This window comes from Embleya sp. NBC_00888, from assembly GCF_045207655.1.
GTDB lineage: Bacteria > Actinomycetota > Actinomycetes > Streptomycetales > Streptomycetaceae > Embleya.
The window spans coordinates 3,703,521-3,728,963 of record NZ_CP108785.1 but is presented as its reverse complement, the minus strand read 5'-3'; the positions used below and the strand labels follow the sequence as shown (position 1 = coordinate 3,728,963).

Genomic DNA, 25,443 nt, shown 5'->3' with positions numbered 1-25,443 from the left:
CAACCCACGATCTCGGGGCATTCGCGTGGCCGACCACGCGAAACACCGAGGCCGGCGGAGAGGCCCGGTCCGCTCGGCCATCGGCCGCCGCCCGCCCGCGCGCCGCCCGCCCGCCGTCGGCCCGCCGTCGAGGCGCTCCGAGACGTGCGGCGCGCCGAGACGTGCGGCGCTCAGACTTCGAAGGGCGCACCCCCGACGATCAGGTCTCCGGAGCGGGACCTGGGCGTCAATTCGAGTCGGATGCGATGCTGTGCGGCGCTCGACGCCTTCTCCGGTCCGCCGGCGAGAACCATCACCCGCACACCGCCGCCGCGAGCGGCGTCCGTTCGCAGCTCGACTCCGAACTCCAGTTCCACCGTGCCCACTTCGAACTGCAGATCGCTCCCGGCAGCATGGTGGGCCGCCGCCCTGAGTTCATCGCGCACCGATTCGATCGCGGTGGCCAGGTCCACATAGGTGTTGCTTTGTTCCGCCACTGCCTTGGTTCCTTCCTTGGGGGAATCCTCAGGGAGCCCCGGCTGCATGTCGTCCGGCTCCTGCGAACCGAACCCCGTCAAACGCACGCTGCTGGAAGAGGTGCCGAAGTCCACCGCTGCGACGCGCGGGTCGTGCAGCACCGCTTGGACGTAGGCGTGCGCGGCCTGCTCGCCCGCGTCGTCCCCCGCTGACGCCCCGACCGCTTCCCCGATCGCGGCTCGGGCCTGCAACGCCCGGCTGAGCAACGCCTCGCCATGCCGCGCCCCGGCCGAGATCGCCGCGCGATACAGGTCGATCGCCTCCGCCACGTCGCGTTGTGCCGCCGCGAGGTCGCCGGCGGCCCCCGAGGTCACCGCACGGTTGTGGAGCCCCTTGGCGAGCAGCATCGTCTCCTCGGGCCCGTGACCGGTGGCCCGGGTCAGAGCCCGGTACGCGGCGACTGCCTCGTCCGCGTGCTCCATCGCGCCCGCGAGGTCACCCTGCGCCGCGATCAACCCGGCCCGCATGTCCAGAGCGCCCGCCAACACCCGCCACGACTCCGGATCGTCGGGAGACCCGGCCGCCCTCGAACGGGCCGATTCCACGGCCTCGTCGACGATGTCCGAAGCCTCCAGCGGGGATTCGGCGGCGACCAGGCAATCGGCGAGATGCAACAGAGCTCGGTTGTACAGGGCTTCGTGTCCGCCGTCTGGAGCGCGAGCCAACGCGAGGCGGGCGGCACGGACCGACTCCTGGCCGAGCGCCAGGGCCGTGCGCAGATCCCCCGCGTCCCGGGACTGCGTGCTCGCCTGCAATGCCAAGGCCGCCAGGGACGCCAAGTCCGCGAACGCGCCGGGGTCCGCGGCGGCTCGGCGCCGCAGGTACTCCAACGCCTGTCCAAGGCGCGGACTAACGCTGCCCATCGTCGCCTCCTTTCCACTTTTCCTCGAACGCCCCCTGGTGCAATGCGATGATCCGCTCGGCCAGAGCCGGGTCGAAGACGTCGAGGTCGCCCGCCGGGGTGCGCCAGGTCAGCAGGCGTCGCGCGTCGTTCTCGGGACGCGCGTCGTCGCCCGGCACGGGCGCGGGGTCGGCGGCGACCCCTTCCATGGGCGCGGGTGCCGGAACGACGGCCGCCTGACGCATGATCAGCCTGTCGGCGGTCCCCACGATCGCCATCACCGGTTTCTGCGGGACCTTCGCCCTGTGCATGCGCCGCTCGGTGCGCAGGAACAGTGTGCTCAGGAGCAGAGGTTCGCGGTCGTTGTCCTCACGATTCTCCAACGATGCGACGAAGTGACCGGTGAACGTGGTGAGATCGGCGGCCCCGAGCACACCGTCGGCCCCGGAGGTCTGCGTGGGTCCGCTCGACGCCAGGACGCACACCCCGTCGAGGAGACCATCGTCGACGTCCTCCTTCAGGGCGGCCCGGTCGAGGAGTTCCTCCTCCGCGAGTTCCTCGACCACGGCGTCGTCGCCGCCGAGTACCTTGGCGGCGACTCCGCTGAAGCAGCAGTCCAGGACCAGTACGACCACGCGGGCGCGCGCCGCCCGCAGCAGATCGCGCAGGACCGTGTAGCGCAGCCCGGTGGTCACGACGGATTCGGCGCCGGCTGTCGTGCACGACGTCAGATACAGCTCCCGTTCTATGCCGACCCGGGAGCCGTGCCCCACGTAGTACACGAACAGCACGTCGGTCGCCTGCTCGGCCGCGCGCTTGACCGCGGCACGCACCCCCTCGCCGGTCTGCGGGTTGACCAGCGAGCGGGTGTACTCGGGCGTGCCGTGGAACCCGGCGTACGCCGGGTCGGTGAGCAGGCCTTTCAAGCGCAGGACGTTGTGCAGTGCCGCCTCGACGCTCGCGAAATCCCCGCCGTCCGGGTAGTCGGCGACGCCGATCAGCACCGCGCGGGACTCACCCGGACGCAGTGAACGCATGGATCGCTCAGGCCGAGGTCGACTCGTCGAGCTTGCGCCGGATCTCGTCCGGGTCGGTACCGGTCACCGCGAACTCCTTGCCGTCCTTCTCGACGGTGACCGTGATTCTCGGAGCGCCCTCACGACGCCGGTTCTCGCGAAACGCCGCGATCGCGACGCCCAACGAGCTCGCGTTGAACCCGACGGTCAGGACAAGGGTCACCACGGCCAGGACGCCGAGTTGGCCCGGCGCGGGTTTATCCGGCTTGACCTCGGGTGTCGCGTGCCTGCGTGCCTGCGTGCCTCGGGGATATCGACCAGCCACTCGCACAGTTCGGCGGAGAGATCGTCGTCCCCCTCCGCGACACACCGGATCGTGACCCGCATGGCAGCCCCCCGTCGCTCGGCACTCCCCGTGAGGATATGAGGCGCGGGACCGAACGTCCTGCGAACGCGGCAATGCGCGGCGCTCGGGCTGCCGGCAGAACCTCGGGCACGTCCGCGCCCGGACCGGGCGCGTCCGCGTGACGCCTACCCGCGCGTGCGGACGGTACCGCCCGTGCAGGGGAGGATCTGGCCGGTCAGGGACGGGAGACGGGGGTCGGCGAGGAAGGCGATCGTCTCGGCGATCTCGTCCGGTGTGGGTTCGGTGAAGCCCTCCTGGGGCGGTGCCGACACCGCGACCGCGTTGACCGCCACGCCCGCCGGTCCCAACTCCCGAGCCAGCGACTTGGTCAGCGCGATCGCCGCCGAGCCGACCGTCGCGTCGGCGGTGGCACCCGCCGCCCCAGCCAGACCGCGCGCGTCGACCACCAGGACGATCCGCCCTCCGCCCCCGGCGGCCAGGTCCCGACCCGCCGCCTGGGCCCGGTCGAACAGCGCGGACAGCCGACGCTCGACGTCGGCCCACCAGGTCGTCGGGTCGATGTCCGCGAAGTCGGCGGCCGGTTGCGGCTCGGCGACGCCGATCACGAAGAGATCGGGCGCCGATCCGCCCCGGTCGCCGGGCGCCGTCACCCGGGCGCCGCGCGCGCTCGACGCCCGCGTCAGGGCCCGGCCGATCTCGGGCGCCAGGCCCACGAGCACGGCCTGATTCGACGAGGAGAGCTCCATCAGATCACCGTTCCTGCGTTGGGGGACACGACCTGTCCGGTGAGCGCGCCTCGGCCGGACAACAGGAAGGCCGCGGTGAGCGCGATCTCCTCCGGTTGCACCAGTGCCCCGGTGGGCAGCGTGGCCAGGTATGCCGGATCGCGCCACACGGTGCCGGCGGCCAGCATCGCGGTGTCGGTGGGGCCGGGGGCCACCGCGTTCACCAGCACGCCGGTGGGCGCCAGTTCCGCGGCCAGCGCCCGGGTCAGGCCCAGCAGGGCGCCTTTGGCGGTCACGTAGTGGGCGGCGTCCTCGCCCCCGGCGATGGCCAGTTCGGAGGCCACCGCGACGATCGCGCCGTGGCCGCGCTCCAGCATGGCCGGCAGCGTGGCCCGGGTCAGGTGATGCAGGCCGCCCAGGTGCACGCCGAGCATGCGCCGGAAGGCCGCGGGCGAGATCTCGGCGAGCGGGATCTCCTCGACGTATCCGGCGGCGCTCAACACGCCCGTGGGCGGCCCGAATACGGCGGTGACCTCGTCGACGAAGCGCGCGACCGCCACCGGGTCGGCGACGTCCACCACCGCGTCCAGGTCCGCCGCGCCACCGGCGCGCAGGTCGCAACCGGCCACCAGCCAGCCCTGGTGGCGCAGTTCGCGAACACAGGCCAACCCGATGCCGGCCGCCGCGCCACTGACCACGGCCACCCGGGCCGGCGCGCCGTCGCCCGTACCCGTGTTCATCGACCCTCCGCCTCGGCCGGGCCGAACTCCGCTCGCACCACCGCGACGAGCGCGTCCGTGGTGCTCGTGAAGATCGCCTCGCCGATCGCGGCCGAGCTGCCGTGCGCGGTGCGCAGCACGCCGGACGGGTCGACCAGGCCCGGTCGTTCCGGCAACACCGTGTAGGGCGGTGGGGTGATCGCGACGGTCAGCGGGCTGATCGCGTCTGCGTGCACCCGGGCCGGGTCCAGGTGCAGCATCAGCGACGTCTCGACGATCCCGGCGTGTTCGGCCTCCCAGCCCGGGAAGTCGCCCGCGAAGATGCGATCCAGCGCGTCGGTGCCGATCACCTCCCACCAGTTCACCACCAACACCTGCGCGTCGGCGCCGCGTTCGAGTGCCAGATCGACTCCTTCCACGGCCGGTGCGGTGTTCTCGAAGTGGCCGTTGACCAGTACGATCCGCCGGTGTCCGTGTCGGGCGTAGTTGACCACGAGGTCGGCGACGATCGCACTGTGTGTCGCGGCGCTGAGTGAGACCGTGCCGGGAAACCGTTCGCCGCCGCCGCTGATCGGGCGGGAACGGGATCCGTAGACGAAGCCGGGCGCGACCAGCCCGCCGGTTCGGGCGCAGGTGGCGGCGGCGAAGCGTTCGGCGATGTGCGTGTCGGTGTCCACCGGCAGGTGCGGGCCGTGTTGCTCGATCGAGCCGAGTGGCAGGAACAGCACCTCGTGCGCCGCCCGGGCGGCGATCCGGGGGCCGGTCAGGTCGCGCAGCCGAGTCCGGTCGGTCATGGCTTCTTCCTCCGCTGGTCGAGGGTCTCGTGATGACGGGTGATCAGGTCGGCGAATCGCCCGCGTGGCTCCCAGCCCAGCGCCGCGCGCGCCGCGTCGGCGCCGACCGCACCGGCGTGCGGGTCACGGGCGAAGCGCTCCCGGTCGGTGTCGGCGGGCAACTCGCCCACCTCGCGGGCGTACCAGTCGAGCGTCGGGTCGGGGTGGGCGCTGTCGGCGGCGGCGAGCAGGTACGGCCCGAAGCCGGGCGCGGTGGTCTCGACGGCCGCCCGGAAGGCCCGGGCGACGTCCTCGGCGGTGACGTAGTCGTGCAGCGTGCGCGGGCCGCCCGCCGGCGCGGCGACGAAGGTGTGCAGGTTCTCCGGGAAGACCACCGCGCACGGGCGCAGGCACACCACCTCGACGTCACCGGCATCGGCGAAACCGCGCGCCGTCACCTCGACCATCGCCTTGCTGATGCCGTACGCGTCCACCGGCCGGCTCGGGTGCGTGTCGTCGACCGGCAGGCGCGTCGGCACCCAACCGGCGCGCAGTTCGTGCAGCCCGGTGGCGGCGACGCTGGAGCACACCACCACCCGGGCGACGCCCTGTTCGCGGGCCGTCTGGAGCACGTTCCAGCAGCCGAGGGTGTTCACCGTGACGCAGGTCCGGGGGTCGGTGGCCCAGTCGTAGTCGATCCCGGCGAGGTGCACCACCACGTCCGCGCCCGCGAACGCCTGGGCCAGGCTCGCCGGATCGAGGATGTCCGCCCGGCGGAACGGTGCGTCGGGACCGCCTGCGCGCGGGCCGAGGTCGGCGTTGAGCACGTCGTGCGTGTCGGCGAGTTCGGCCAGTACGTACCGGCCGACCCGACCGGAACCGCCGGTGACCACGACCCGCTTGCCCCGGGCGCTCATGCCGCCGCTCCCGAGATCGTGGTCGAGGGCTCGGCCGGGCGCGGTTCCTCGTCGAGCCCGCGCCGGCGCGCGAGCAGCAGGATCACGCCACCGACCATCCACACCACCACCACCGGCAGCGCCCACACGAACGGGCTCTCCGGCAGCGGGTCCAGCGACTCGTACGCCACCAGGACCAGCGCGGCGCTGCCCAGGAACGGCACCACGGCGTGCTTGATCCAACCGAACTCCTCCCGCGCCATGGTCCGGTACATCCGCCACACCGCGACGCTGCCCATCAGGTACACCACGGCGAGGGCGAAGGTGAACATCAGCCCGGTGAACGAGTAGACGTTGTACAGCCCGACCGTGCCGATCATGGCCAGTCCGACCACGACGTTGATCACCGTCTGCGCGCCGATCGCCGCGACCGGCGTCTGATGCCGGCTCAGCCGCGCCAGCGGCCTGGGCAGCGCGCCGGTGCGGGCCATCCCGTACATGAACCGGGCCGAGGCGTTCATGCACGCGATGGCGCCGCCGACGATCGAGTTGAGCAGGGCCAACAGGGCCAGGAACCACAGCGCGCCCCAGTACTTGTGCGCGAGCACGAACATCGGGATCTGCTCGGACTCCACCAGCCCCTGGATGTCGCGGGTCCCCCACCCGGCGAGTTGTCCCCACGTGGTCAGCACGACGAACACGCCCAGGATGGCGATCGAACCGAGCACCGCCTTGGGGATGTTGCGGCGCGGGTCCGCGGTCTCCTCGCCGAGCGAGGCGGCCGCGTCCCAGCCGGTGTAGGTGTAGATGCTGAACACGAAGCCGAGGAAGAAGCCGTTGCCGGTGGGCGCCCCGCTCCCGCCGAGCCAGGACAGGCTGGTCCCGCCGTCGCCCGGTTGGAACAGCCCCCAGACGGAGAGCGCGACCATCACCACGATCTCGAACACGCCCAGCGCCACGGTGACGCCGACGGCCAGTTCGACACCCCGGTAGGCCAGTGCCGCGATGCCCACCAACAGCAGCATCATCGGCGCCCACCAGGGCACGTCCCAGCCGTACTCGCTCAGCAACACCCGATGTGTGGTCGAGCCGAACAGTCCGCACAACATCGCGGTGGCGACCGGATAGAACAGCAGGTACGCCCACGCGGCGAGGAATCCCCAGCGCGGGCCCAGCAGTCGGCTGACGAAGCTGTGGTAGGTCCCGGCCGAGGTTATGTGCCGGGCCAGTTGGGCGAGCGTGTAGCCGAGCAGGTAGGACACCACGGCGGCGAGCAGCACCACCAACGGGCTTGCCACGCCGGCGGTGCCGGCCAGGAAGGGCACGGTGAACGCGACCGTGATGGCCGGGGACATCGTGGTCACCGATTGCATGATGGCCCCGGGAAGCCCGATGGCGTTCGCCTTGAGGCCGGTCGCTGCCGGCCGTTCCGCCGGGACTCGGTCGTCGGTTCTCATCGTGCTGCTCCTCGCGTGGCCGGGATGCGGTGGGGGTGGTCGGGATGGTCGAGAGGTGTGGGGTGGTCGAGAGGTGCGGGACGGGCCTCGTCGGGACCCGGGCGCGCGCTCATCCGCCGTCGGTCCGTTCCGTGTGGGTGGGCGCGAACATCCGCAGCACGGCGGGGAGTACGACCACCCGGGGGCCGGACGCGGCCAGGGACGCCGCGAGATCGCGCTCCAGCGCGGCGGGCGTGGTGGACACGGCGGGCACGCCGAAGGATTCGGCGAGCCGGACGAAGTCGGGGCGGGCCAGCTCGGTCCCGGTCGCCGCGCCGAAGGTGTCCGTCATGTACTCGCGCAGGATTCCGTAGCCGCCGTCGTCGACGATCAGCCACGTCACGTTCAGGTTCTCCTGGCGGGCGGTGGCGAGTTCGGCGATCGAGTACATCGCGCCGCCGTCGCCGGACACCGCGAGCACCGCACGCCCCGGCTCGGCCGCCGCCGCGCCGAGTGCGGCCGGATAGCCGTAGCCGAGTCCGCCCGCGCCCTGCGCGGAGTGCATCGCGCCGGGCCGGCGGGCGTCCCACGCGGACCAGGCCCAGTAGCCCAGGATGGTCATGTCGAAGAAGACCGGGCTGTCGTCGGGCAGCGCGGCCCGCACCGCGGCCAGCACGCCCTGTTCCAGGTCCAGCCCCTGGTCGGCGATCCGCGCGGCGACCAGGTCGCGGAGTTTGCGGGCGATCGCCGCACCCGGCCCGGGCGATCGGGCCGAGACCGAGTCGCCGAGCACGGCCAGCGCGGTGCGCGCGTCGGCGTGGATGCCGAAGGCGGGATGGCCCGCCTCCAACTTGCCCGGGTCGGCCTCGATCTGGATGATCCGGCCGCGCGGCGCGAGCGTGTGGTAATTGGTGGACAGCTCGCCCAGTCCGGAGCCGACCACGAGCAACACGTCGGCGTCGTCCAGGAGTTCGGTGGTGTGCCGGTCCTCCAACCAGGATTGCAGGGAGAGCGGGTGCGCCCACGGAAAGGCGCCCTTGGCACCGAACGTGCAGGCCACCGGGGCATCCAACAGCTCGGCCAGGCGCAGCAGTTCCGCGCTCGCCCCGGCCCGGACCACGCCGCCGCCGGCCAGGATCACCGGCCGTTCGGCGGCGACCAGCAGCGCGGCCGCCTCGGCGAGCAGTTCGGGTCGGGCCGCCGGTATCCGCGGACGCGCCCGCAGGCCGGTCACCCGGGGCACCTCGGTCGCGGCGAGCAGCACGTCCTGTGGGATCTCCACCCACACCGGGCCGTACGGCGGGGTCAGCGCGGACTCCCACGCGGCCGCCAGCGCCGAGGGGATCTGCGAGGCCGCGCCCACCAGGTGCACGGACTTGACCACGTCGCGAAAGCTCGCCTGTTGGTCGACCAGTTCGTGCAGATAGCCGCGTCGTCGGCCGCCGAGTCCGGCCGAGGGGATCTGGCTGGAGACGGCCAGGACCGGCACCGAGGCGGCGGCCGACTCCTGGAGTGCCGGCAGCGCGGTCAGCGCGCCGGGGCCGGTGGACAACAGCAGCGGGGCCACCGTGTCGGCGCGGCGCGCGTAGCCGTCGGCGGCGAAGCCCGCGTTGTTCTCCACCCGCAGGCCCACGTAGCGCAGTGCCGAGCGGCGCAGCGCGTCGAACAGGCCGAGCGCGTGTTGTCCGGGTACTCCGAAGACGTGATCCGCGCCCAGGTTGACCAGCGATTCGACGACCAGGTCGCCGCCGGTGCGGCTGCGGGGCGCCTCGGGGTCGCGGCGCGCGGTCACGCCCGCTCCCGGACGAGCGGCGTTGGGAAGGGGTCGACGGGGCCGCGTACGGCGATGGAACTCATGACGGGGGACCTCGCAAGGGCGGCAGGAATCGCCTGCGGAACGGGAATGTCGAGGAGGCGGGGACAGCGTGGGCGCTGTCCGGGGCCGGGGCCGGAGCCCGGAACGGCGGGGTCGGCGACGCTCGTCGTGCCGGGTTCGCCGTCGCGACCGCTCGCCTTGTGGATATGAACCTACGTCCGGGCGGGGACACCGGAGAAGTGGCTCTTCCGTCCATTATCATGATTCAAAATAGATGAATCATCCCGACCGGGAAGGGTCGCCATGCCGTCGGTCGACTCCTCCGTGCCCCGTCCGGCCGACCGCACCGGCGACGGGCCGGACATCGCGAACACGCCGAGTGTGCCCAGCGTCCCGCTGAGTGTGCTGCTCGCCGACCCGGCGCTGGGGCTGCGGCAGATCGCCGGGCCGCGCGAGGACCGACCGGTGTCCACCACCGGCGTCACCGAGTTGGAGGATCCGACGCCGTACCTGATCGGCGGCGAACTGCTGCTCACCGCCGGGGTACCGCTGCCCAAGACGCCCGAGGGCATCGACGCGTACGCGGGGCGGATCGCCCGCGCGGGCGCCAGTGCCCTGGGCTTCGGCCTGGTTCCGGTGTACGACGAGGTGCCGGCGGCGCTGGTCGAGGCGTGCGACCGGCACGGGCTGCCCCTGCTGCGGGTGCCCGACGGCACGCCGTTCGTCGCGGTCAGCCGGGCGGCGCACGCCGCGATGACCGAGTCGCGCTACCGGGACCTGCGCCGGATCAGCCAGGCGCAGGGTGCGCTGGTCACCGCCGCGGTCCGGGCCGACGCGCTGCGCTCGGTGCTCAATCGGCTCGCCGTGCAGCTCGACGCGTGGACCGTGCTGCTGGATCCGGTCGGCAACGAGTTGGTGGCGGCGGGTGTTCGGCCGGATCCGGCGGCGCCGGAGCGGCTGCGCGCGTTGATGGCGCGCACGATCGCGCAGACCCGCGACGGCGGGGCCGGTCGGGGTCGCATCGCGCCGACGACGGCGGCCGATCACCACGGCGGGCTGCATCTGACGGTGCACGCGCTGCCCGGTGCCGAGGGCGGCGCGGCGCCGCCGGCGATCGGGGTGGTCGCGGGCACCGCGCCGACGGCGGTCCAGCACTCGGTGACGGCGGTGGCGGCCGTGTTGTTGTCGTTGCTGACCAGTCCGCGGCACGCGCTCGGCGGCGACAGCCAGAGTTCGGCCGCGCTGGTGCGGCTGATGCTCGGCGGGTCGCCGCGGGAGGTGGCGTCGTTGTTGTTGCCGGCCACGCCCGGGGCGTGCTGGGTCGTGGTCCGCGGGCGGTTGGGCCGGCAACGCTCGGGGCGCGGGCTCGACGCGGGCGAGGACGCGGTGCAACTGGCGGCGTTGGGCACCGCCCTGGCCACACCGTACCTGGATCTGCGCGAGCGGGACGTGTACGCGCTCGTGCCGGTGACCCCCGGCGCGCCGACGCCGGATCCCGCGGCGGCGCACCGGCTCGGCTGGACGCTGGGTTTCAGCGCGCCGTCCGCGACGGCCGACCTCGCGGTGGCGGCCAATCAGGCCGAGCGCGCGCTGCGGCACGCGCTCGCGGCGGGGGTGCCCACCGGGCGGCATCGGGAGCAGGATCTGAGCGTGCATTCGCTGGTCCCGGCGGCCGACGCGGCGGCGCTGGCGCGGGCCCGGTTCACGGCGCTGGCCGACGCGCCCTCGCCCGGGTACGACGTACTGGTGGAGACCCTGCGCACGTGGCTCGCCCATCACGGCAGTTGGGATCGCACCGCGACCGCGCTGGGCCTGCACCGCAACACCGTGCGCCAACGCGTCGGCAGGATCGGCGACCTGTTGGATCTGGACCTGGGGGACGCGGACGTGCGGATGGAGCTGTGGTTCGCGTTGCGCTGGCTGCCGGGCGAACGACCGGGCGCCGAGCCGGCGGATCCACCGTCGGCGCGGCCGGACGCGCCATAGCCGAACGCGGAGTGGTCGAACGCGGAGTGGTCGAACGCGGAGTGGCCCGCCGCGAGCCAGGCAGGGCTCCCGACGGGCGGGTCGACTCCGAGGACCGGTCAGCCGGTCGTGCGAGGTCGGGCGCGTACGACGGCGTCCGCTCCGTCCAGGTGGGTCTTGCTGCGCTCGACCGCCTGTTGTTCGGCGGCGAGGTCGAGGCCCCGGGTGGTGATCCAGTAGGCCGCGCCGGAGACGACCAGTCCGACGACGAAGGCGATGTCCGCGCCGTCGAGGGTGTCGACCATCGGGCCGGTGTAGAAGCCGGTGACCATGAACGGCACCAGGGCGGCGACGCCCAGCGCGTAGGAGAGCAGGCCGCGGATGCCCCAGCGTCCGTAGATGCTGTCGGGGCTGAAGATCTCGGTGATCGCGTAGTGGCCTCGACGCACGAAGTAGTAGTCGATCAGGTTGACCGCGGTCCACGGCGCCAGGACGTAGAGGATCAGGGTGATGAAGTCGTTGAAGCTGCCGAGGTACTTCGACGGCAGGCCCTCGGCCACCGCGAGTGCGATCGCCGCGCCGGCGAGGATGCCGGTGACGCGGGTGCGCACGGTCAGCGCGACGGGGCGGAAGGCCTGCACGATGCTCAGGCCCGAGAGCATCGCGCCGTAGAGGTTGACGCCCATGATGGCGATCGCGCTGGGCACCAGGACGGCGACGACGGCGGTCTTGCCGAAGCCGTCGAACAGGGTGTCGCCGATGTCCTGGAGGTTGACCAGCGCGTCGGGCACCGGAACCGAGCCGGCGATGAAGTTGCCGAGCACCATGAGCCAGATCGCGGACAGCGCGGCCCCGGCGTACGTCCAGCCGATCACCCCGCGTTCGGAGGTATCCGCGGGCAGGTATCTGGAGTAGTCGGAGACGTAGACGGCGTACCCGAGTTGGTAGCCGGCCGCGGCGACGAACTGGGCGAGTGCCGCGGCGGGGGTGAAGGCGGAGTCGTGCGGGACGGGGTGCGGCTCCAGGTGCGTCAGCGCCAGCACGGTGAGGACCGCGAACACGGGGACGACCAGGTACGGCAGCAGCCGCAGCACGGCGTGCAGCAGGTCGTAGCCGACGATGGCCACGGTCGCCGCGAGCACGACGATGACGACCGCCCACAGCGTCGCCGAGCCGGGCAGCACCGATTCGAGCACCTGGGAGGCCAGCAGCACGCCGAACGCGCTGAAGCCGATGTACACGCAGATGACCGCGAGCATCGGCACCAACGCGCCCCGGGTGCCGAACTGGGCGCGCGACTGGATCATCTGGGGCAGGCCCATGGTGGGCCCCTGGTTCGCGTGGAACGCCATGAAGCAGGTGCCGAACAGGACGCCGAGTACGGTGGCCGCGATCGACCAGCCGATCGACAGTCCCATGACGGGTCCCGCGAAGCCGACCACCATCGTGGTCGGCACGAACTGCCCGGTGAACCAGAACGGCGCCTGGTGCCAGGCACGGCCGTGCCGCTCGGACTGCGGGACGTAGTCGATCGAACGCGTTTCCAACACCGGGCCGCGGGCGGTCCCGGTTCCTGCTGCCCGCCGGCCTGTCACCGCGTCTGACTGGTCAGCCATGTGCCCTCCTTCATGTGGCGCAGAACATACACTTTTCCTGTAGGTTTGTCTGCGCAATGGGTGGTTTTGCGGCAAAGACGTGGTGCGGCGCGGTCGCCGATCCCCGCGCCGACGGGTCGCGCGCGAACCCGTCGGCGCGCCCGGCGCCGGCGGGACCCGAGCGGGTCCGGCGGCGCCTGATCGTGCTCATCCGACCGCGAGGGTCGGGTTCCGGTCAGTCGCGCGGCTGCCCGGCGCGCTCGGCTGCCGTCGACGACGACGACGTCCGTGGTGTCCGCGCCCGCGATCCCTCCCGGGCGCCGGTGCCTGCCACGAAGTCGGCGAACCCCGCCATCGCGCGGGCGAAGGTCCGCGCGGCCGAGGCCAGGTCCTCGATCGCCACCCACTCGTCGGCGCCGTGCGCCTGCCGGATCGACCCCGGCCCGTAGACGACGGTGGGAATCGCGAGGCGGTTGCGCAGGAAGCGCGCGTCGGAGCCGAGGAACAGCCCCACGAAGCCCGCGTCGTCCCGCGCCTCGCCGGGACGGCACATGTCGACGAAGTCCGCGAAGGGGTGTGGCAGCGGCAGCTCGGACGCCTCGCAGAAGAACGTCGGGACCACGCGGTAGTCGACATCCGGGCAGGCCGCGTCGATCGTGCGGACGATCGAGGCGTGCACGTCGTCGGCCGTCTCCCCCGGCAGTGTGCGCCGGTCGATGGTCAGCACGCAGTTCGGCGCGATCACGTTGGCGGCGACCCCGCCGCGCACCATCGCCACATTGCACGTCGGGCTGCCCAGCAGCGGATGCGGGACGTCGTGGAAGCGGGCCAGATGCAGGGCGGTGGTGACGCGGGCCGCGTCCGCGACCGCCGAGCGTCCCCGCGCCGGGTCGCCACCGTGCCCGGCCGTGCCCGACACCTCGATCCGGGCCTGCCAGGAGCCGCGTTCGGCCACGGCCGGCCGCAGGTCGGTCGGCTCGGGAACGATGCACGCGTCGGCCCGGACCACACCGGCGGTCACGAGCTCCTCCGTCCCGTGCACGCCGCCGGTCTCCTCGTCGGCGACGAGGTGGAAGACGATGTCGGCGCCGAGGTCGATGCCGGAGTCGACGCACGCGCGCAACCCCTCGATCGCCGCGGCGATGCCGCCCTTCATGTCCGCCGCACCGCGCCCGATCAGGCGCCCGTCGCGCACGACACCCTCGAAAGGGGGCACCGTCCAGTCCGACTCGGCCACCGGTACGACGTCCACGTGGCCGTTGATCAGCAGTGTCGGGCGGCCCGGCGCGACGCGGCCGTAGCCGGCGAGCACCGAGGGTCGCCCGGATCGCGACGTGAACACCTCGGTGGCACAACCGATCGCACCCAGCAGTTCCAACAACGCGGGCACGGCCGCGGACTCCCTGCCGGGCGGGTTCCGGGTGTCGATGCGCACCAATTCGGCCGCCGTCTCGCGCACCCGGTCGACCCGCACGAACGTGTCCACCGCGGGGCGCGGGCGGTTCGCGTCGAACCCCCCGGGCCGGGGCGGCCTCACGGCCGCACCTCGACCGTCGGCAGGATCCCGATCCGCTGGAGACCACGCGCGAACTCGCCCAACTGCGGCCGATCGGCCGTGAGTTCCGCGAGCAGCGCGCCGCCGGCCGCGCTCTCGCCGCAGCGCAGCAGGATGACCGCCCGCCACAGGTCCGCCTCGCGGTTGGCGCCCAGGCCGGGCGCGACGCCCGCGAGCGCCTCGACCATCGCCCGGGCATCGGCGGCGGTGATCCGCGACGCGTCGCCGATCACCAGCGGCGGGGCGAACAACGCGGCCCCGATCGCCCGGAAGCCCTCGTGCACGGGCAACAGGCGGCGCAACTCGCCCACCGGGTCGGCGTGGTCGTCGACCCGGATGTCGGCGAGCACGTGCCGCCAGGGCCGCTCGCCGCGTACGCCGTTCACCACCTTCAGGACCGCCGACTGCGATCCCCTCGCGTCACCGCCGGCGCGCTCGCCCGCCTGGAGCGCGGACACCAGGCGCCGGGCGTGCGCCGTTCCCGGGTCGTGGTGGGCGGCCGTCAGCACGGCGGCACACACGCCGTCCGAGGCCAGCATGTTTCCGGCCACGGCCACACCTTCGCCGCGTGCGACGCCGGCGTGCGGCGCGCATCGGTCACCGGTGAAGCAGGCGTAGCCGCCGCCGGCGTCCATGACGATGGCCTGCCGGTAGTCGGCCAGCGGATCGCTCGCGGTCAGCGTCGCCAGCACGTCGTCGGGCGCGGCCCCCGCGCGCAACATCGCCAGCCCCTCGTGCGGCCAATCGGTGTTGGCGAAGGCCTGGCTGACCACGACGCCCACGCCGGCCTCGGCGTCGCCGACCACCGAACCCACGGCGAAGAAGTGCGACTGCGCCGCGAATCCGAGCGAACCGTCGTGCGGATCGAAGCTCACTATCGAATAGGTCATCGGTGTCTCCCATCGCTGGTGCGTGCTGTACCGGCGCGGCGGCCCCGCTGTCGGGGTCGACCACCACCCGGTGCCGTGCGGGGTGGCGGCCCCGAACCTCGGGGTCGACCACCACCCGACCTCGAAGCGCCGTCGCACCGCTCTCGGCCGCGGCGGTCGGGCGGCGGTCGGGCGCGCCGGCGCCCATCGGGCCGTCGAGCCCGGGCGGGCCGAGGGATCCCGCCCGGGAGAATCGTGTCGCGCGGCCGAACCGACGCCCCCGGGCCCGGGTTCCGCACCCGGGTCCGGCCCGCCCGGCCCCGCGACATATCACCCCGCGGAGCGAACCGCCCGGACCCGGGGCAGGAGTTCGCGCGCGAGGAGGTCGACCTGCGCCTCGGCGTCCTGGTCGGGCAGCGGACACAGCGCCACGCAGTGCGCTCCCGCCTCGGCCAGCAGCGCGATCCTGCGGGCGCAGTCATCGGGCGTGCCCACGACCGCCAGTTCGTCGATCCACGCGTCCGGAATCGCCCGCACGGCGTCGTCGAAGTCCAGCGCGGCCAGGGCCTCGGCCGCGTCCGCGATCCCGTGCGCCTCGGTCATCGGGTTGCGCGGTCCGGCCAGCAGGTAGAGACCGAAGAGTTCGCGCAACCGCTCGCGGGCGACGGCGGCATCGTCGTCGACGGAGCACAGGACGTACGCCACCAGGTCGTGCGTGGGACCGGCGCCGCCGGCCGCCACGGCATCGGCCGCCCACCTGACGTATTCCGTTCCCGCGAGCACCGAGAGCACGGTCCCGTCGGCGGACCCGCCCGACATGGCGAGCGCCTTCGGCCCGCCCACACCCGCCAGGATCGGCGGCACCACCGCGGGCGGATGGGCCAGTCGCACCTCCCGGGCCTGGTACGAGGACGCCTCGACGGTCAGCGTCTCCCCGGCGAGGAGGGTACGCAGCCCGGCGATCACGTCCCGCACCGAGGACAGCGGCTTCCTCGATCGGATCGCCATCTGGTCCAGCCAGTCCGGCACGCCCGCGCCGACACCGGCCTTGAGCCGCCCCGGGTACAGCCCGGCGAGGGTGGCCAACTCCATCGCCAGGAGCGCGGGATGGCGTGAGGTGGTGGGCACGATGCCGATCCCGACCGGGAGTTCGGTGGCGGCCAGGACGGCGCCGGCCGAGGCGATCGCGCCGGTGTAGAAGTAGTCCTCGCCGACCCAGAGTTCGTCGAAGCCGCCGCGCTCGGCGGCCTTGGCCGCCGCGACGATCTCGGCCGGACGTTGCGAGCTGCCGAGCACGAGTGCGATGCGCGGGGATCCTTGGGCCGCGCGCGCGGAACCGTCGGCGATACCCATGCTCAGACGCCCTTCGGGAGCGGGTTCCACGGGACCCAGCCCAGGCCGCGGCTGTTGGTGGAGTCGTCGAAGCCGGGCCGGGTCTCGTCCAGGTCGGGCAGCGCGGTGATGTGGGTGTGCCACATGCGCCACTCGGGTGCGCCCTGCCCGTTGTCGCGGTGGTAGATCTCGGTGGCCCGTCCCACCGTCGCCTCGACCGAGTCCGCGGTCCACTCCCCGCCGTCGAGCATCTCCGCCTCGACGGTGAACTCGCAGGCCAGCCAGGCGGTGTCGCCGCGTACCTCCAGGCGCATGATCCGCGTCGTCAGGCCGCCCGTCTGGGCGATGATCTCGCGGTACCACTTCCACAGCGCGACCTTCTCGGTCATGTTGAAGTACGGGTGCCCGTTGAAGTTGAACATCAGGTACTCGTCGCCGGGGGACGGGAACACCTCGACCATGCGGTCGATGTCCCAGCCGATGTTGGATTCCCACCACTGCGTGTGGAGCCTGCGGATCTCGGCGATGTCCGCTGCGGGCGCCGTGCGCTCGGCGAACGTGGTTTCGGTCATGATTGGCTTCCTGTTCCGGTGGTGAGACGTCGATGGGGGGCGCGGTCGGGCCGCGTTGCGTCGACGAGGGATCCGAGGTACGCCGCGACCCGGGCGGGGGCGGTGTACATCGGCAGGTGTCCGTGTCCGACGATGACCGCGAGCCGGCCGCCGGTGAGTTCCGCGAAGGCGCGGGAGTCCCGGACGGGGCAGCCCACGTCCTGGTCCCCGACGATCGCGAGGGTCGGGCAGCGCAGTCGGGGCGCCGCGCGCAGTCCCGCGGCCACGGCGGCCGCGGTCCAGATGCGCGCCGATTCCTCGTCGGAGTTGACGCTGATGTCGGCGGCGACGGCGGCGACCAGGGCGGCGTCCATGCCGGCCTCGCTCGCCAGGATGTCCAGCACCGCCGCCCGGGTGCCCTTGGCGGCGACGGCCGCCAGGAACGCGTGCGAGTCGGCCGGCTCGGCCGCACGGAAGGCGCCGCCGACCGTGGTGACGCTGCGGACCCGGTCCGGGTGTGCCGCGGCGAGCTCCACCGCGACGGCCGCGCCGACCGAGGCGCCCACCAGGTGCATGTCCGCGACCTCGGCGGCGTCGAGCAGTTCGACGCACTCCCGCACCCACCGGTCGACGCCGTAGGTGTCGTGGCGCACCGAGGACCCGTGCCCGGACAAGTCGATCGCCAGGCACCTCCACTCGGCCGGCACCGCCGCCAGAACCTCCTGCCAACACCGGGCCTGGAGGTTGGCCGGGTGGACGAAGAGCACCGTCGGGGAGCCGGCCGCTCCGCCTCGCCGCGACAACGCCGACCCCGAGCCTGCTCCGAAGAAGATGCGATCCACGGATGACATTGGGCTCCCCTCTCCGCTTGGGGCGCCATAGTTACAGTAACGATGTAAGTTTGTCGAGACTCCGGGCTTGGGCCGCCCTAGACTCCGAGCATGAGTTGGCGAAGCATTGGCGATGTCGCCGCCGAGGTCGGGGTCAGTCCCCAGACCCTGCGGGCGTGGGAGAAACAAGACCTGCTCGTGCCGGACAGAACGGCCGGCGGGCAACGCCGCTACGGCCCCGAGCACGTGAGCCGTGCCCGCCGGATCGCCGACCTGCGACAGCGGCACGGCTGGAACCCCGCGGCCATTCGCACCTCGCTGAGCAGCCCCGACACCCCGGCCCCCACGGACGAGGCCGCCGACGGCGGTCGACTCCGCCGCGCGCGCCAGGCGAGCGGCCTCTCGCTCAAGGAACTCGCGGCGATGACGGACACGTCGGTGTCCCACCTGTCCTCGATCGAACGCAGCGTCGAACGGGCCTCGACCCAGTTGATCGCGCGCATCACCGACGCGCTCGGCGTTCCCATGAGCAGCCTCGCGTCCTTCACCAAGACGAACGCGAGCGTCGTACGCGCCGACGAGCGGGCCACCGTCGTCCTCGAGGGCGGCGTCCAGTGGGAGGAACTCCTCCTCCCCGGCCACGATCTCGAACCGGCCCTGCTGTCCATTCCGCCGCGCGGCTCCAGCGGCGGCCCCTACTCCCGGCCCGGGGAGACCTTCGCCTTCCTGATGTCCGGGTCCCTGCGCTTCCGGGTGGGAGGCGGGCTCGGCGACCACGCGCAGGTCGCGGAGCCGATAGACGTCGCCGAGGGCGACTCGGTCTCCTTCCCGTCCCGGACCCTGATCTCCTGGGAGAACGTCGGCCGCAAGACGGTGCGCGCGATCTGGATCGAGGTGCTCTCCCCCAAGGCCTGGTCGGACCCGATGACCAGGCGCATCATCCGCGCGGCGTCCGGGTTCACCGCACCGGACGACCCCGCCGCACCCGCCCCCGCCCCCGACGAGCCGTCCTAGTGCCGCGTCCGGGATCCGGAGCCGGGCGCGGCCACCGCCCCGACCGTCAGCGCGGTCACCGCCCCGGGCCCGGCCACCCCCCGGCGACGGAGGTGCGCGCCGGGAGGCACCGACGACGTCAGCCGCCGAGGAGCCGCCGCTTGGCCTGGGCGAACTCCTCGTCGGTCAGGGCGCCGTGGCGGTGCAGCACGACCAGACGTTCGATCCGGTCGAGCAGCAACGGCTCGTCCTGCGGCCGGCCGGGCGTACCCGCCCGGCCGAGGGTCCGCTCCGCACTCGCGGCGGCGGCGACGGCGTCGCGCAGCCGTGCGGCGAAGGTCGCGACCTCGGCGACGTTCTCCCAAGCGTGGTCGCCCGTGACGGCGGTGACCTTGACGATGTTCCCGGTGAGCCGGGATCGGCCCACCTCGACCTCGGCGATGCCCGCCAACGGCACCGCCACCGCGGGCCTGCCCTCCTTGGTGTAGACCAGTCGGCGCGTGGTGAGCACCAGGGTTCCGTTGGTCCACTCCTGACGGGCGCGCGCGGAGGTCACCAGCAGCGGGACCTCGCCGGGCACGGCGGTCTCGGCGATGTCGCGCGTCATCGAGTTCGCGCCGCCGAGCCGGTCGAGCGCGATGTCTGCGAGGTCTCCCCAGTCCATCTTTCCATCACCCCTGTGTTCATCGAATTCCGTTACCGACATGGGGCCTTCGCGGCCGTTCCCCGAGCCCGGCCGCCGCCCCGAGGGCGGATCCGCGCGGCACCCGATCGCGCCTGGGTCGGCGCGTACGGGCCACGGGCCCCGGCCGCGTGGACGGCGCGACCGGGGCACGAGTCGCCGGGTCCGAGGCAGCGCGGCCGAGGCAGCGCCGCGCGTCCCACGCGCCGTGTCCAATCGGTGCGCAGCGCCGTGAGCACGTCGAGCCTCGCGGCGCGTCGGGCGGGCCAGGCCGCCGCGAGCACGCCCACGATCGCGGCCAGGACCAGGAAGATCAGCACCCGGTCCCACGGGACGACCACCGTGAGGTCCTTGGTGGAGCGGGCCATGCCCTTGACGCCGCCCATCACGGTGAACACCTTGGGGTTGCCGGTCGCCGAGCCCTTGATGCCGGCGAGCAGGACGGCGCCGCCGAGTGCGAGGGTCAGCGCGCCCGCGATGTTGCGCCGGCGCAGGCTCGACGTACTGGGCGGCAGGTTCGTGCGCAACGCCGCGACGGGCGGGATCTTGGCGGCCCGACGCACCGGCAGCCACGCGGCGAGCAGCGTGACGCCGATGCCGACGAGCAGGCTCCACAGCGCGGTCGTGCCGGCGACGACGGTCGGCCCGGGCGTGAGGTTGGCCCCGACACCGTTGAGCACGCCGCGCAGGCCGATCGCGAGCCCGATGCCGATCACGAACCCGCCGAGTCCGGCGACCACGCCCACCGCCAGGGCCTCGAACATCACCGAGCGGGTCACCTGCCTGCGGGTGGCACCGATGGCGCGCAACAGCGCGAGTTCGCGGGTGCGTTGGGCGACGAGCATGGCGAAGGTGTTGGCGATGATGAAGCTGCCGACGAACAGTGCGATGCCGGCGAACACCAGGAGCAGCGTGCGCAGCGACGCGATCTCCTTGTTCACCTTGTTCCGGTCGTCCTGACGCAGCCTGTCGCCGGTCAGGGCCTCGGCACCGCCGGGAAGCAACGGGGCAGCCGCCGCCCGCAGTTGCTCCTGGGAGGTGCCCGGCCGTGCGTTCAGGCGCAGTTCGCCGTAGACGCCGGGTTCCAGGTAGAGCTCCTGCGCTGTGGCGGTGTCCAGGAGGGTGAGCGAGCCGCCGGCCTCGACGGCGGTGCTGTCGGTGGTGAAGACGCCGACCACGGTCTGATCCAGTACCGGCCCGCGCGCGACGATCCGGACCCGGTCGCCGACCTTGTACCCGGCGGCCTTGGCGGTCCGCTCGTCGAGCGCCGCCTCGCCCGCCTTGACGGGCAGGCGTCCGGCGATCAGCGGGTATCTGGGGTCCTTGCCGTCCGGACCGGGCACCGCGTTGGCGCCGATCGCGCTCGTCTTCTTGCGGACGAGCGCGCCGGCGCGGTCGACCACGGCGGTGAAGCCGGTGACGTGACCGGTGACCGAGGCGGTGCCGGGCAACGCGCGGAGCCTGGCCGCGAGCGGCTCGTCCAGGGGCGGGATCTGAAGGTGGTCGACGGCGTACTTGGTGCCGCGGACGTCGACCGATATGCCGCGGTGTTCGCGCAGCGCGGCGTCCGTCATGGCCTGCTTGAGCGTGTCGCCGAAGACCAGCACGGCCGCCACGAACGCGACGCCGAAGACGACGGCGAGCGCGGTGAGAGCGAGGCGCACCTTGTAGGCGACGAGGTTGCGCAGGGAAGTGCGAAGCACGGTCGGGTCCTTCAGAGGGAGAGGGCGGAGACGGCGGGCGCGGCGTCGTCCGGTTTCCGGTTGAACCGGCGCATGCGCTCCAGCACCCGGTCGGAGCCGGGCTCGGCCATGTCGTCGACGATGCGGCCGTCGGCCAGGAACAGCACCCGGTCGGCGTACGACGCGGCGACCGCGTCGTGGGTGACCATCACGATGGTCTGACCGGATTCGGTGACCGACGCGCGCAGGAAGTTCAGCACCTCGGTGCCCGAGTGCGAGTCGAGATTGCCGGTGGGCTCGTCCGCGAAGATGATCTCGGGTCGGCCGGCCAGGGCCCGGGCGCACGCGACGCGTTGTTGTTGGCCGCCGGACAGTTGCGTGGGCCGGTGGTCGAGGCGGTGGCCCAGTCCCACGGTCTCCACGACCTTGTCGAGCCACCCGGGGTCGGCCCGCCGTCCGGCGATGTCCAGCGGCAGGGTGATGTTCTCCAGTGCGGTCAGCGTCGGGAGCAGGTTGAACGCTTGGAAGATGAAACCGAGCCTGTCGCGCCGCAGGTGGGTGAGACCGGTGTCGTCGAGCGAGGCCGGTTCGACGTCGCCCAGCCGGACCGAGCCCGAGGAGATCTTGTCCAGGCCCGCCATGCAGTGCATGAGCGTCGACTTGCCGGAGCCGGAGGGGCCCATGATCGCGGTGAACTCGCCGGCGCGAAAGCCCACGGACACGTCGTCGAGGGCCCTGACCTCGGTCTCTCCCTCGCCGTAGACCTTCATCAGGTTCGTGGCCACGGCGGCGTCCGGTGCGCCGCCGGCCGACGGTGGACGTGGGCCGGCGGTGCGGCTGTGGCGGGGTGTGCTCATGGGTTCTCCATCGGTACGGCCCGCGCCTCGTTCGAGGCGCGGACAGGCCCGCCCCGAGGGGCGAACGAAATAATAGATCGACGAGTCGGTCTAATTTAACGGGACGCTCCGACGCCGACGTCAACCATGTGGGGTAGGAGCGCATCAGCCCCAGGGTGGACGGGACACCGTCGCGTCGTACGTCGCGCCCTACACCGTCAGGTGCGCCGGATCACGCGGCCAGGACCCGCGCGTGCGGCTTCTCGACCGCATGCCGCGCCGACACCATCGATCCGTGCTGCCGGCCCGACATGTTGCTCAGCCAGTCGCCGGCGAAGAAGACCCTCCCGCTCGGATCGGTGAGCGGACGAAAGCGCGGGGTGTTGACGGCGCCGTTGTTCTGCGCATCGGCCGCCTGCCGGCCGCCCTCGACGAACGGCTCCAGCCTCCACATGACCGAGAGCGAACTCGCCGGCTCCGTAGGCGCCTTCGGGCCGTGCACACGCACGTTGCGGTGCACCGCCTCGGCCGACCGCTGGGCCGGCGGCAGTCCCTGGACCGTGGTCTCCGCCCGCTCGAAGTAGGCGACCATCACGCCGCGTTCGCCATGGTGGTCGTACGACGGATACCACAGCGACCCGTCCGCACCGTAGGAGGTGAGGCCGCCGTAGATCGCGAAGTCGTCCTCCCACCACCGACTGCGGTACTCCAGCCCGATCTTGCCGGGGAACTCCGCCATGAAGCCGCCTTGTGCCGCCGGCAGCTCGCATGTCGCCGTGGGGTCACGTGTCGCCGTCCACCGGTCCGCGTCACCGTGCCGCGGCGTTCGAGTGGACCCTCCTCGAAGGGCCGCGTGCGGTGCGCGGTGCGCGAGGTTGTGCGGGCCGGCGCTCGCCCCACGGTGCTCGCTCTCGGCGGATCGGGATCATTCGGTCCGTGCTCGAACCCCCGTGACGTGGGGCGACGTTCCACGACATGATGTCCGTGGCCGCCCGTGCACGACACGAGGCCGGCGGGAATCGGCGACGCGAGGACGCGCGCGAACACCCCGCGATCATCGACAGGGGACCGAAGACAGTGCTGTGTTCATCGTGTGGCGGGCCATCCGGCATGCCCGGCCGCTGCACCGACTGCGTTCTCCGGAGCGTCGTCCCGCCCCCCGGGGAGGACCCCCGCGGCCCTCATGGCCCTTGGCCCGCGCAATTCGGTTTCGCACCCCCGGTCCACGGGTCACCGACTGCCCACGCCTGGCCCCACCCCTGGCCCCACCCGGCCTGGCCCGCCCCGACGCCCCACCCGCGCTCGCTGCGCGGGCTCGCGATCGCGCTGTACGCCCTCCTGGGATTCCAAGTCGCCCTCTTGGCGTTCTCCGGAGTCTGGCTCCTCGAACGCGCCTCCCAGTGGGACGACATCGCACACGGGCGGGCTCCCGACGGGAATCCCTACCGGGTCGGCGATGCGGTGACCCTGTTGTGGCGCGTGAGCGCGATCCCGATTCTCGCCCTGTTCGTGGTCTTCCTGATCTGGTTCTACCTGGCACGCACCAACATCGACACGTATCCCGACCGCCGGGCTCGGACCTTGTCCTCCGGCTGGTCGGTAGGGGGTTGGTTCTGCCCCGTGGTCAACCTGTGGTTCCCGATGTTGGTCACCCGGGACATCTGGCGCGCAAGCGATCCGCGCCCGCCCCACCCCGACAACGCCCCCGAGCGCGGCGGGCTCCGCCTGGTGTGGGCCTGGTGGGCCACCCTCATGTGCGTGATCCCGCTGTACGTCTACACCCGCCACGTCCGACCCGACGGTGAGCCGGACCTCTCCGACGACACGTTCAACCCCATCCCCTATGCCGAGGCAGCCCGCACCGCGGACACCTGGCTCGCCGGCGACTACCTGATCACGACCATCGCCGCCGGCCTTCTCATCGCCGTTGTCGCACGCATCACGCGCTTCCAGACCGAACGCGAACACCGCATGGTCGCGGCCAGGTTCGGACCGCCGCAATACGCCCACACACCGCCGGCCCACGGCCACCCGACCGCCCGGGCGATCGCTCCCGCGCGCCTGCCCGACGCCCCGCAGCCACCGCCCCGACCGCAATACGCGCCGAGCAATCAGACGAAGCAGCCCACCTGATCGGCGACGCCCGCGACAGGGCCGTCGCGCGGGGGGGGCGGTCACCCGCCCGCCGCGCGTCGATCACAGCCCGGGAGGGGCGCGTTCCCGAGCGGTCCCCGACACCTTCACCCGAGGCCACCGAGCAGGTTGGTGGGCCGCGTGCCCGGAGTCCGCAAATCCCGTGTCTAGGGCGCGGGTTCAGTTCTTGCGGGCTACGGCTCCGTAGCAGGAGACGAGGGCGGGGTCGATGGGAGTGCCGGAGGTGGGGTGCCAGCGGGAGACGGGGACCACACCCGGGGCCTCGATCTCCCAGCCGTCGAAGAGTGCGGTGACCTCCGCGAGTCCGCGTGGACGTACGGTGATTCCGGCGTCCGCGTAGGCGCCGACCAGTCGATCCCACCCCTGCGCGTCGTAGTCGCCGGTCACGTGGGAGATGACCAGGCGGCTACCGGGCGGCAGGCGTCGGGTCAGGCGGCGCAGCGGAGCGAGAGGGTCCCGGTGATCGGCGACGAAGTGGAGGGAGGCGACGAGCAGGAGGGCGACCGGCTCGTCGGCGTCCAGGGTTCGGGCGAACTCGGGGTGTTCGATGATCGATTCGGGGTCGCGCAGGTCGGCATCGAGGTAGGCGGCGCTGCCGTGCGGGCCGCTGGTGAGCAGGGCCTGGGCGAGGGTGAGCACGATCGGGTCGTTGTCGACGTAGACGACTCGGGCGTCGTCGCGGACGGCCTGGGCGACGTCGTGCGTGTTGCGGCCGGGGACCGGTATGCCGGAACCGATCTCGACGAACTGGCGGATGCCCGAGCGCGCGAGACGCTCGACCGTACGCAGCAGGAACGCGCGGCTCTCCCGGGCGGTGGTCCGTAGCGTGGGGAAGGCCGCGAGGGCGGCGTCGGCGGCCTCGCGGTCGGCGTCGAAGTTGGTGGTCCCGCCCAGGTAGTAGTCGTACATGCGCGCGGGATGTGCGCGTTCGATGCCGATCTCCAAGGATGTGTCCGTGCCGAGTCGTTCGGACCGGTCCGCCGTCACCGTCGCCCCCATGATCGTCGGCCGGACTTCCGCGTGGCCCGGTCGCTTCGCGTGATCATTGCGAATCCGCGCCGTCTTCGAGGCGCAACAGGGCGTTACCCACCGCGATGGGTGCGACAAGCGCACAATGGGGCGGCGTGTGTCCGGGGGCGGCGTGCGTCCGAGTGCGCGATCGGTCGGGGGCGGCGATCGGTCGGAGCGGGCGCGATGGGGTGGAGGGCTTCGGTTCGGGGTGTGGACTCGGGGTTCCGGCTCGCGGTTCCGGTCCGGATGTCAGCACGGGGTGTCAGTACGGGGTTCCGGTCCG

The 25,443-nt window shown here is 72.7% G+C and carries 23 protein-coding genes; 3 read left to right on the top strand and 20 right to left on the bottom strand.

Features of this window, described 5'->3' with window-relative positions:
- Nucleotides 1–170 precede the first annotated feature (170 nt).
- From OG948_RS50615 to OG948_RS50575, 9 genes are all read right to left on the bottom strand, one after another.
- Complete coding sequence (locus OG948_RS50615; RefSeq protein WP_331771825.1) at nt 171–1,379, bottom strand: trypco2 family protein; 1,209 nt, start codon at nt 1,377–1,379, stop codon at nt 171–173.
- Nucleotides 1,366–2,394, bottom strand: coding sequence for a caspase, EACC1-associated type (locus tag OG948_RS50610; protein ID WP_331771824.1), 1,029 nt, complete (start codon nt 2,392–2,394; stop codon nt 1,366–1,368). The genes OG948_RS50615 and OG948_RS50610 overlap by 14 nt, the downstream gene beginning before the upstream one ends.
- 7 nt (nt 2,395–2,401) lie before the next feature.
- The gene (locus OG948_RS50605) at nt 2,402–2,698 is read right to left on the bottom strand and encodes an effector-associated constant component EACC1 (protein WP_331771823.1); all 297 of its coding nucleotides are present in this window, start codon (nt 2,696–2,698) and stop codon (nt 2,402–2,404) included.
- Between the two features lie 206 nt (nt 2,699–2,904).
- Nucleotides 2,905–3,486 (bottom strand): SDR family oxidoreductase, encoded by a 582-nt coding sequence (locus tag OG948_RS50600; RefSeq protein ID WP_331771822.1) that lies wholly within the window; start codon nt 3,484–3,486, stop codon nt 2,905–2,907.
- Nucleotides 3,486–4,205 (bottom strand): SDR family oxidoreductase, encoded by a 720-nt coding sequence (locus tag OG948_RS50595; protein WP_331771821.1) that lies wholly within the window; start codon nt 4,203–4,205, stop codon nt 3,486–3,488. The genes OG948_RS50600 and OG948_RS50595 overlap by 1 nt, the downstream gene beginning before the upstream one ends.
- Complete coding sequence (locus OG948_RS50590) at nt 4,202–4,978, bottom strand: creatininase (RefSeq protein ID WP_331771820.1); 777 nt, start codon at nt 4,976–4,978, stop codon at nt 4,202–4,204. Before OG948_RS50590 ends, OG948_RS50595 begins: the two co-directional genes overlap by 4 nt.
- Entirely contained in the window at nt 4,975–5,874 is a 900-nt protein-coding gene (locus tag OG948_RS50585) for an NAD(P)-dependent oxidoreductase (protein WP_331771819.1), read from the bottom strand. The genes OG948_RS50590 and OG948_RS50585 overlap by 4 nt, the downstream gene beginning before the upstream one ends.
- The gene (locus OG948_RS50580) at nt 5,871–7,310 is read right to left on the bottom strand and encodes an APC family permease (protein ID WP_331771818.1); all 1,440 of its coding nucleotides are present in this window, start codon (nt 7,308–7,310) and stop codon (nt 5,871–5,873) included. The genes OG948_RS50585 and OG948_RS50580 overlap by 4 nt, the downstream gene beginning before the upstream one ends.
- Nucleotides 7,311–7,419: 109 nt before the next feature.
- Complete coding sequence (locus OG948_RS50575; RefSeq protein WP_331771817.1) at nt 7,420–9,081, bottom strand: thiamine pyrophosphate-binding protein; 1,662 nt, start codon at nt 9,079–9,081, stop codon at nt 7,420–7,422.
- A gap of 327 nt (nt 9,082–9,408) precedes the next feature.
- On the opposite strand from OG948_RS50575, the gene OG948_RS50570 reads away from it, so the two are divergent.
- Complete coding sequence (locus tag OG948_RS50570; RefSeq protein ID WP_331771816.1) at nt 9,409–11,091, top strand: PucR family transcriptional regulator; 1,683 nt, start codon at nt 9,409–9,411, stop codon at nt 11,089–11,091.
- A 98-nt stretch (nt 11,092–11,189) separates the two neighbouring features.
- On the opposite strand, the gene OG948_RS50565 is transcribed toward OG948_RS50570, so the two are convergent.
- The 6 genes from OG948_RS50565 to OG948_RS50540 form a co-directional block, all read right to left on the bottom strand.
- The gene (locus OG948_RS50565; RefSeq protein WP_406300702.1) at nt 11,190–12,686 is read right to left on the bottom strand and encodes a purine-cytosine permease family protein; all 1,497 of its coding nucleotides are present in this window, start codon (nt 12,684–12,686) and stop codon (nt 11,190–11,192) included.
- Nucleotides 12,687–12,900: 214 nt separating this feature from the next.
- On the bottom strand, nt 12,901–14,202 hold the full coding sequence (locus OG948_RS50560; RefSeq protein WP_331771815.1) for a M20 family metallopeptidase: 1,302 nt from the start codon (nt 14,200–14,202) through the stop codon (nt 12,901–12,903).
- Nucleotides 14,199–15,110, bottom strand: a complete 912-nt coding sequence (locus tag OG948_RS50555; RefSeq protein ID WP_331771814.1) for a DUF1028 domain-containing protein — start codon at nt 15,108–15,110, stop codon at nt 14,199–14,201. Before OG948_RS50555 ends, OG948_RS50560 begins: the two co-directional genes overlap by 4 nt.
- A 309-nt stretch (nt 15,111–15,419) precedes the next feature.
- Nucleotides 15,420–16,442, bottom strand: coding sequence for an LLM class flavin-dependent oxidoreductase (locus tag OG948_RS50550; RefSeq protein ID WP_331771813.1), 1,023 nt, complete (start codon nt 16,440–16,442; stop codon nt 15,420–15,422).
- Nucleotides 16,443–16,444: 2 nt separating this feature from the next.
- Nucleotides 16,445–16,993 carry a nuclear transport factor 2 family protein gene (locus OG948_RS50545; RefSeq protein WP_331771812.1) on the bottom strand — a complete coding sequence of 183 codons (549 nt, stop codon included), beginning with the start codon at nt 16,991–16,993 and terminating at the stop codon, nt 16,445–16,447.
- Nucleotides 16,990–17,823 (bottom strand): alpha/beta hydrolase, encoded by an 834-nt coding sequence (locus tag OG948_RS50540; RefSeq protein WP_331771811.1) that lies wholly within the window; start codon nt 17,821–17,823, stop codon nt 16,990–16,992. The genes OG948_RS50545 and OG948_RS50540 overlap by 4 nt, the downstream gene beginning before the upstream one ends.
- 90 nt (nt 17,824–17,913) lie before the next feature.
- On the opposite strand from OG948_RS50540, the gene OG948_RS50535 reads away from it, so the two are divergent.
- Nucleotides 17,914–18,816 (top strand): MerR family transcriptional regulator, encoded by a 903-nt coding sequence (locus tag OG948_RS50535; RefSeq protein WP_331771810.1) that lies wholly within the window; start codon nt 17,914–17,916, stop codon nt 18,814–18,816.
- 118 nt (nt 18,817–18,934) lie between these two features.
- Here the strand turns inward: OG948_RS50535 and OG948_RS50530 are convergent, their stop codons facing one another.
- The 4 genes from OG948_RS50530 to OG948_RS50515 all read right to left on the bottom strand — a co-directional run bounded on the left by OG948_RS50530 (nt 18,935) and on the right by OG948_RS50515 (nt 22,734).
- Nucleotides 18,935–19,459 (bottom strand): SHOCT domain-containing protein, encoded by a 525-nt coding sequence (locus OG948_RS50530; protein ID WP_331771809.1) that lies wholly within the window; start codon nt 19,457–19,459, stop codon nt 18,935–18,937.
- A gap of 32 nt (nt 19,460–19,491) precedes the next feature.
- Nucleotides 19,492–21,180 (bottom strand): FtsX-like permease family protein, encoded by a 1,689-nt coding sequence (locus OG948_RS50525; RefSeq protein WP_331771808.1) that lies wholly within the window; start codon nt 21,178–21,180, stop codon nt 19,492–19,494.
- An 11-nt stretch (nt 21,181–21,191) separates the two neighbouring features.
- On the bottom strand, nt 21,192–21,929 hold the full coding sequence (locus OG948_RS50520) for an ABC transporter ATP-binding protein (protein ID WP_331773566.1): 738 nt from the start codon (nt 21,927–21,929) through the stop codon (nt 21,192–21,194).
- Nucleotides 21,930–22,227: 298 nt separating this feature from the next.
- Entirely contained in the window at nt 22,228–22,734 is a 507-nt protein-coding gene (locus OG948_RS50515) for an FAD-dependent oxidoreductase (RefSeq protein WP_331771807.1), read from the bottom strand.
- 620 nt (nt 22,735–23,354) lie between these two features.
- On the opposite strand from OG948_RS50515, the gene OG948_RS50510 reads away from it, so the two are divergent.
- The gene (locus tag OG948_RS50510) at nt 23,355–24,128 is read left to right on the top strand and encodes a DUF4328 domain-containing protein (RefSeq protein WP_331771806.1); all 774 of its coding nucleotides are present in this window, start codon (nt 23,355–23,357) and stop codon (nt 24,126–24,128) included.
- Between the two features lie 180 nt (nt 24,129–24,308).
- On the opposite strand, the gene OG948_RS50505 is transcribed toward OG948_RS50510, so the two are convergent.
- Nucleotides 24,309–25,094: an SAM-dependent methyltransferase gene (locus OG948_RS50505; RefSeq protein ID WP_331771805.1), complete on the bottom strand. Its 786-nt coding sequence runs from the start codon at nt 25,092–25,094 to the stop codon at nt 24,309–24,311.
- Nucleotides 25,095–25,443: the final 349 nt, after the last annotated feature.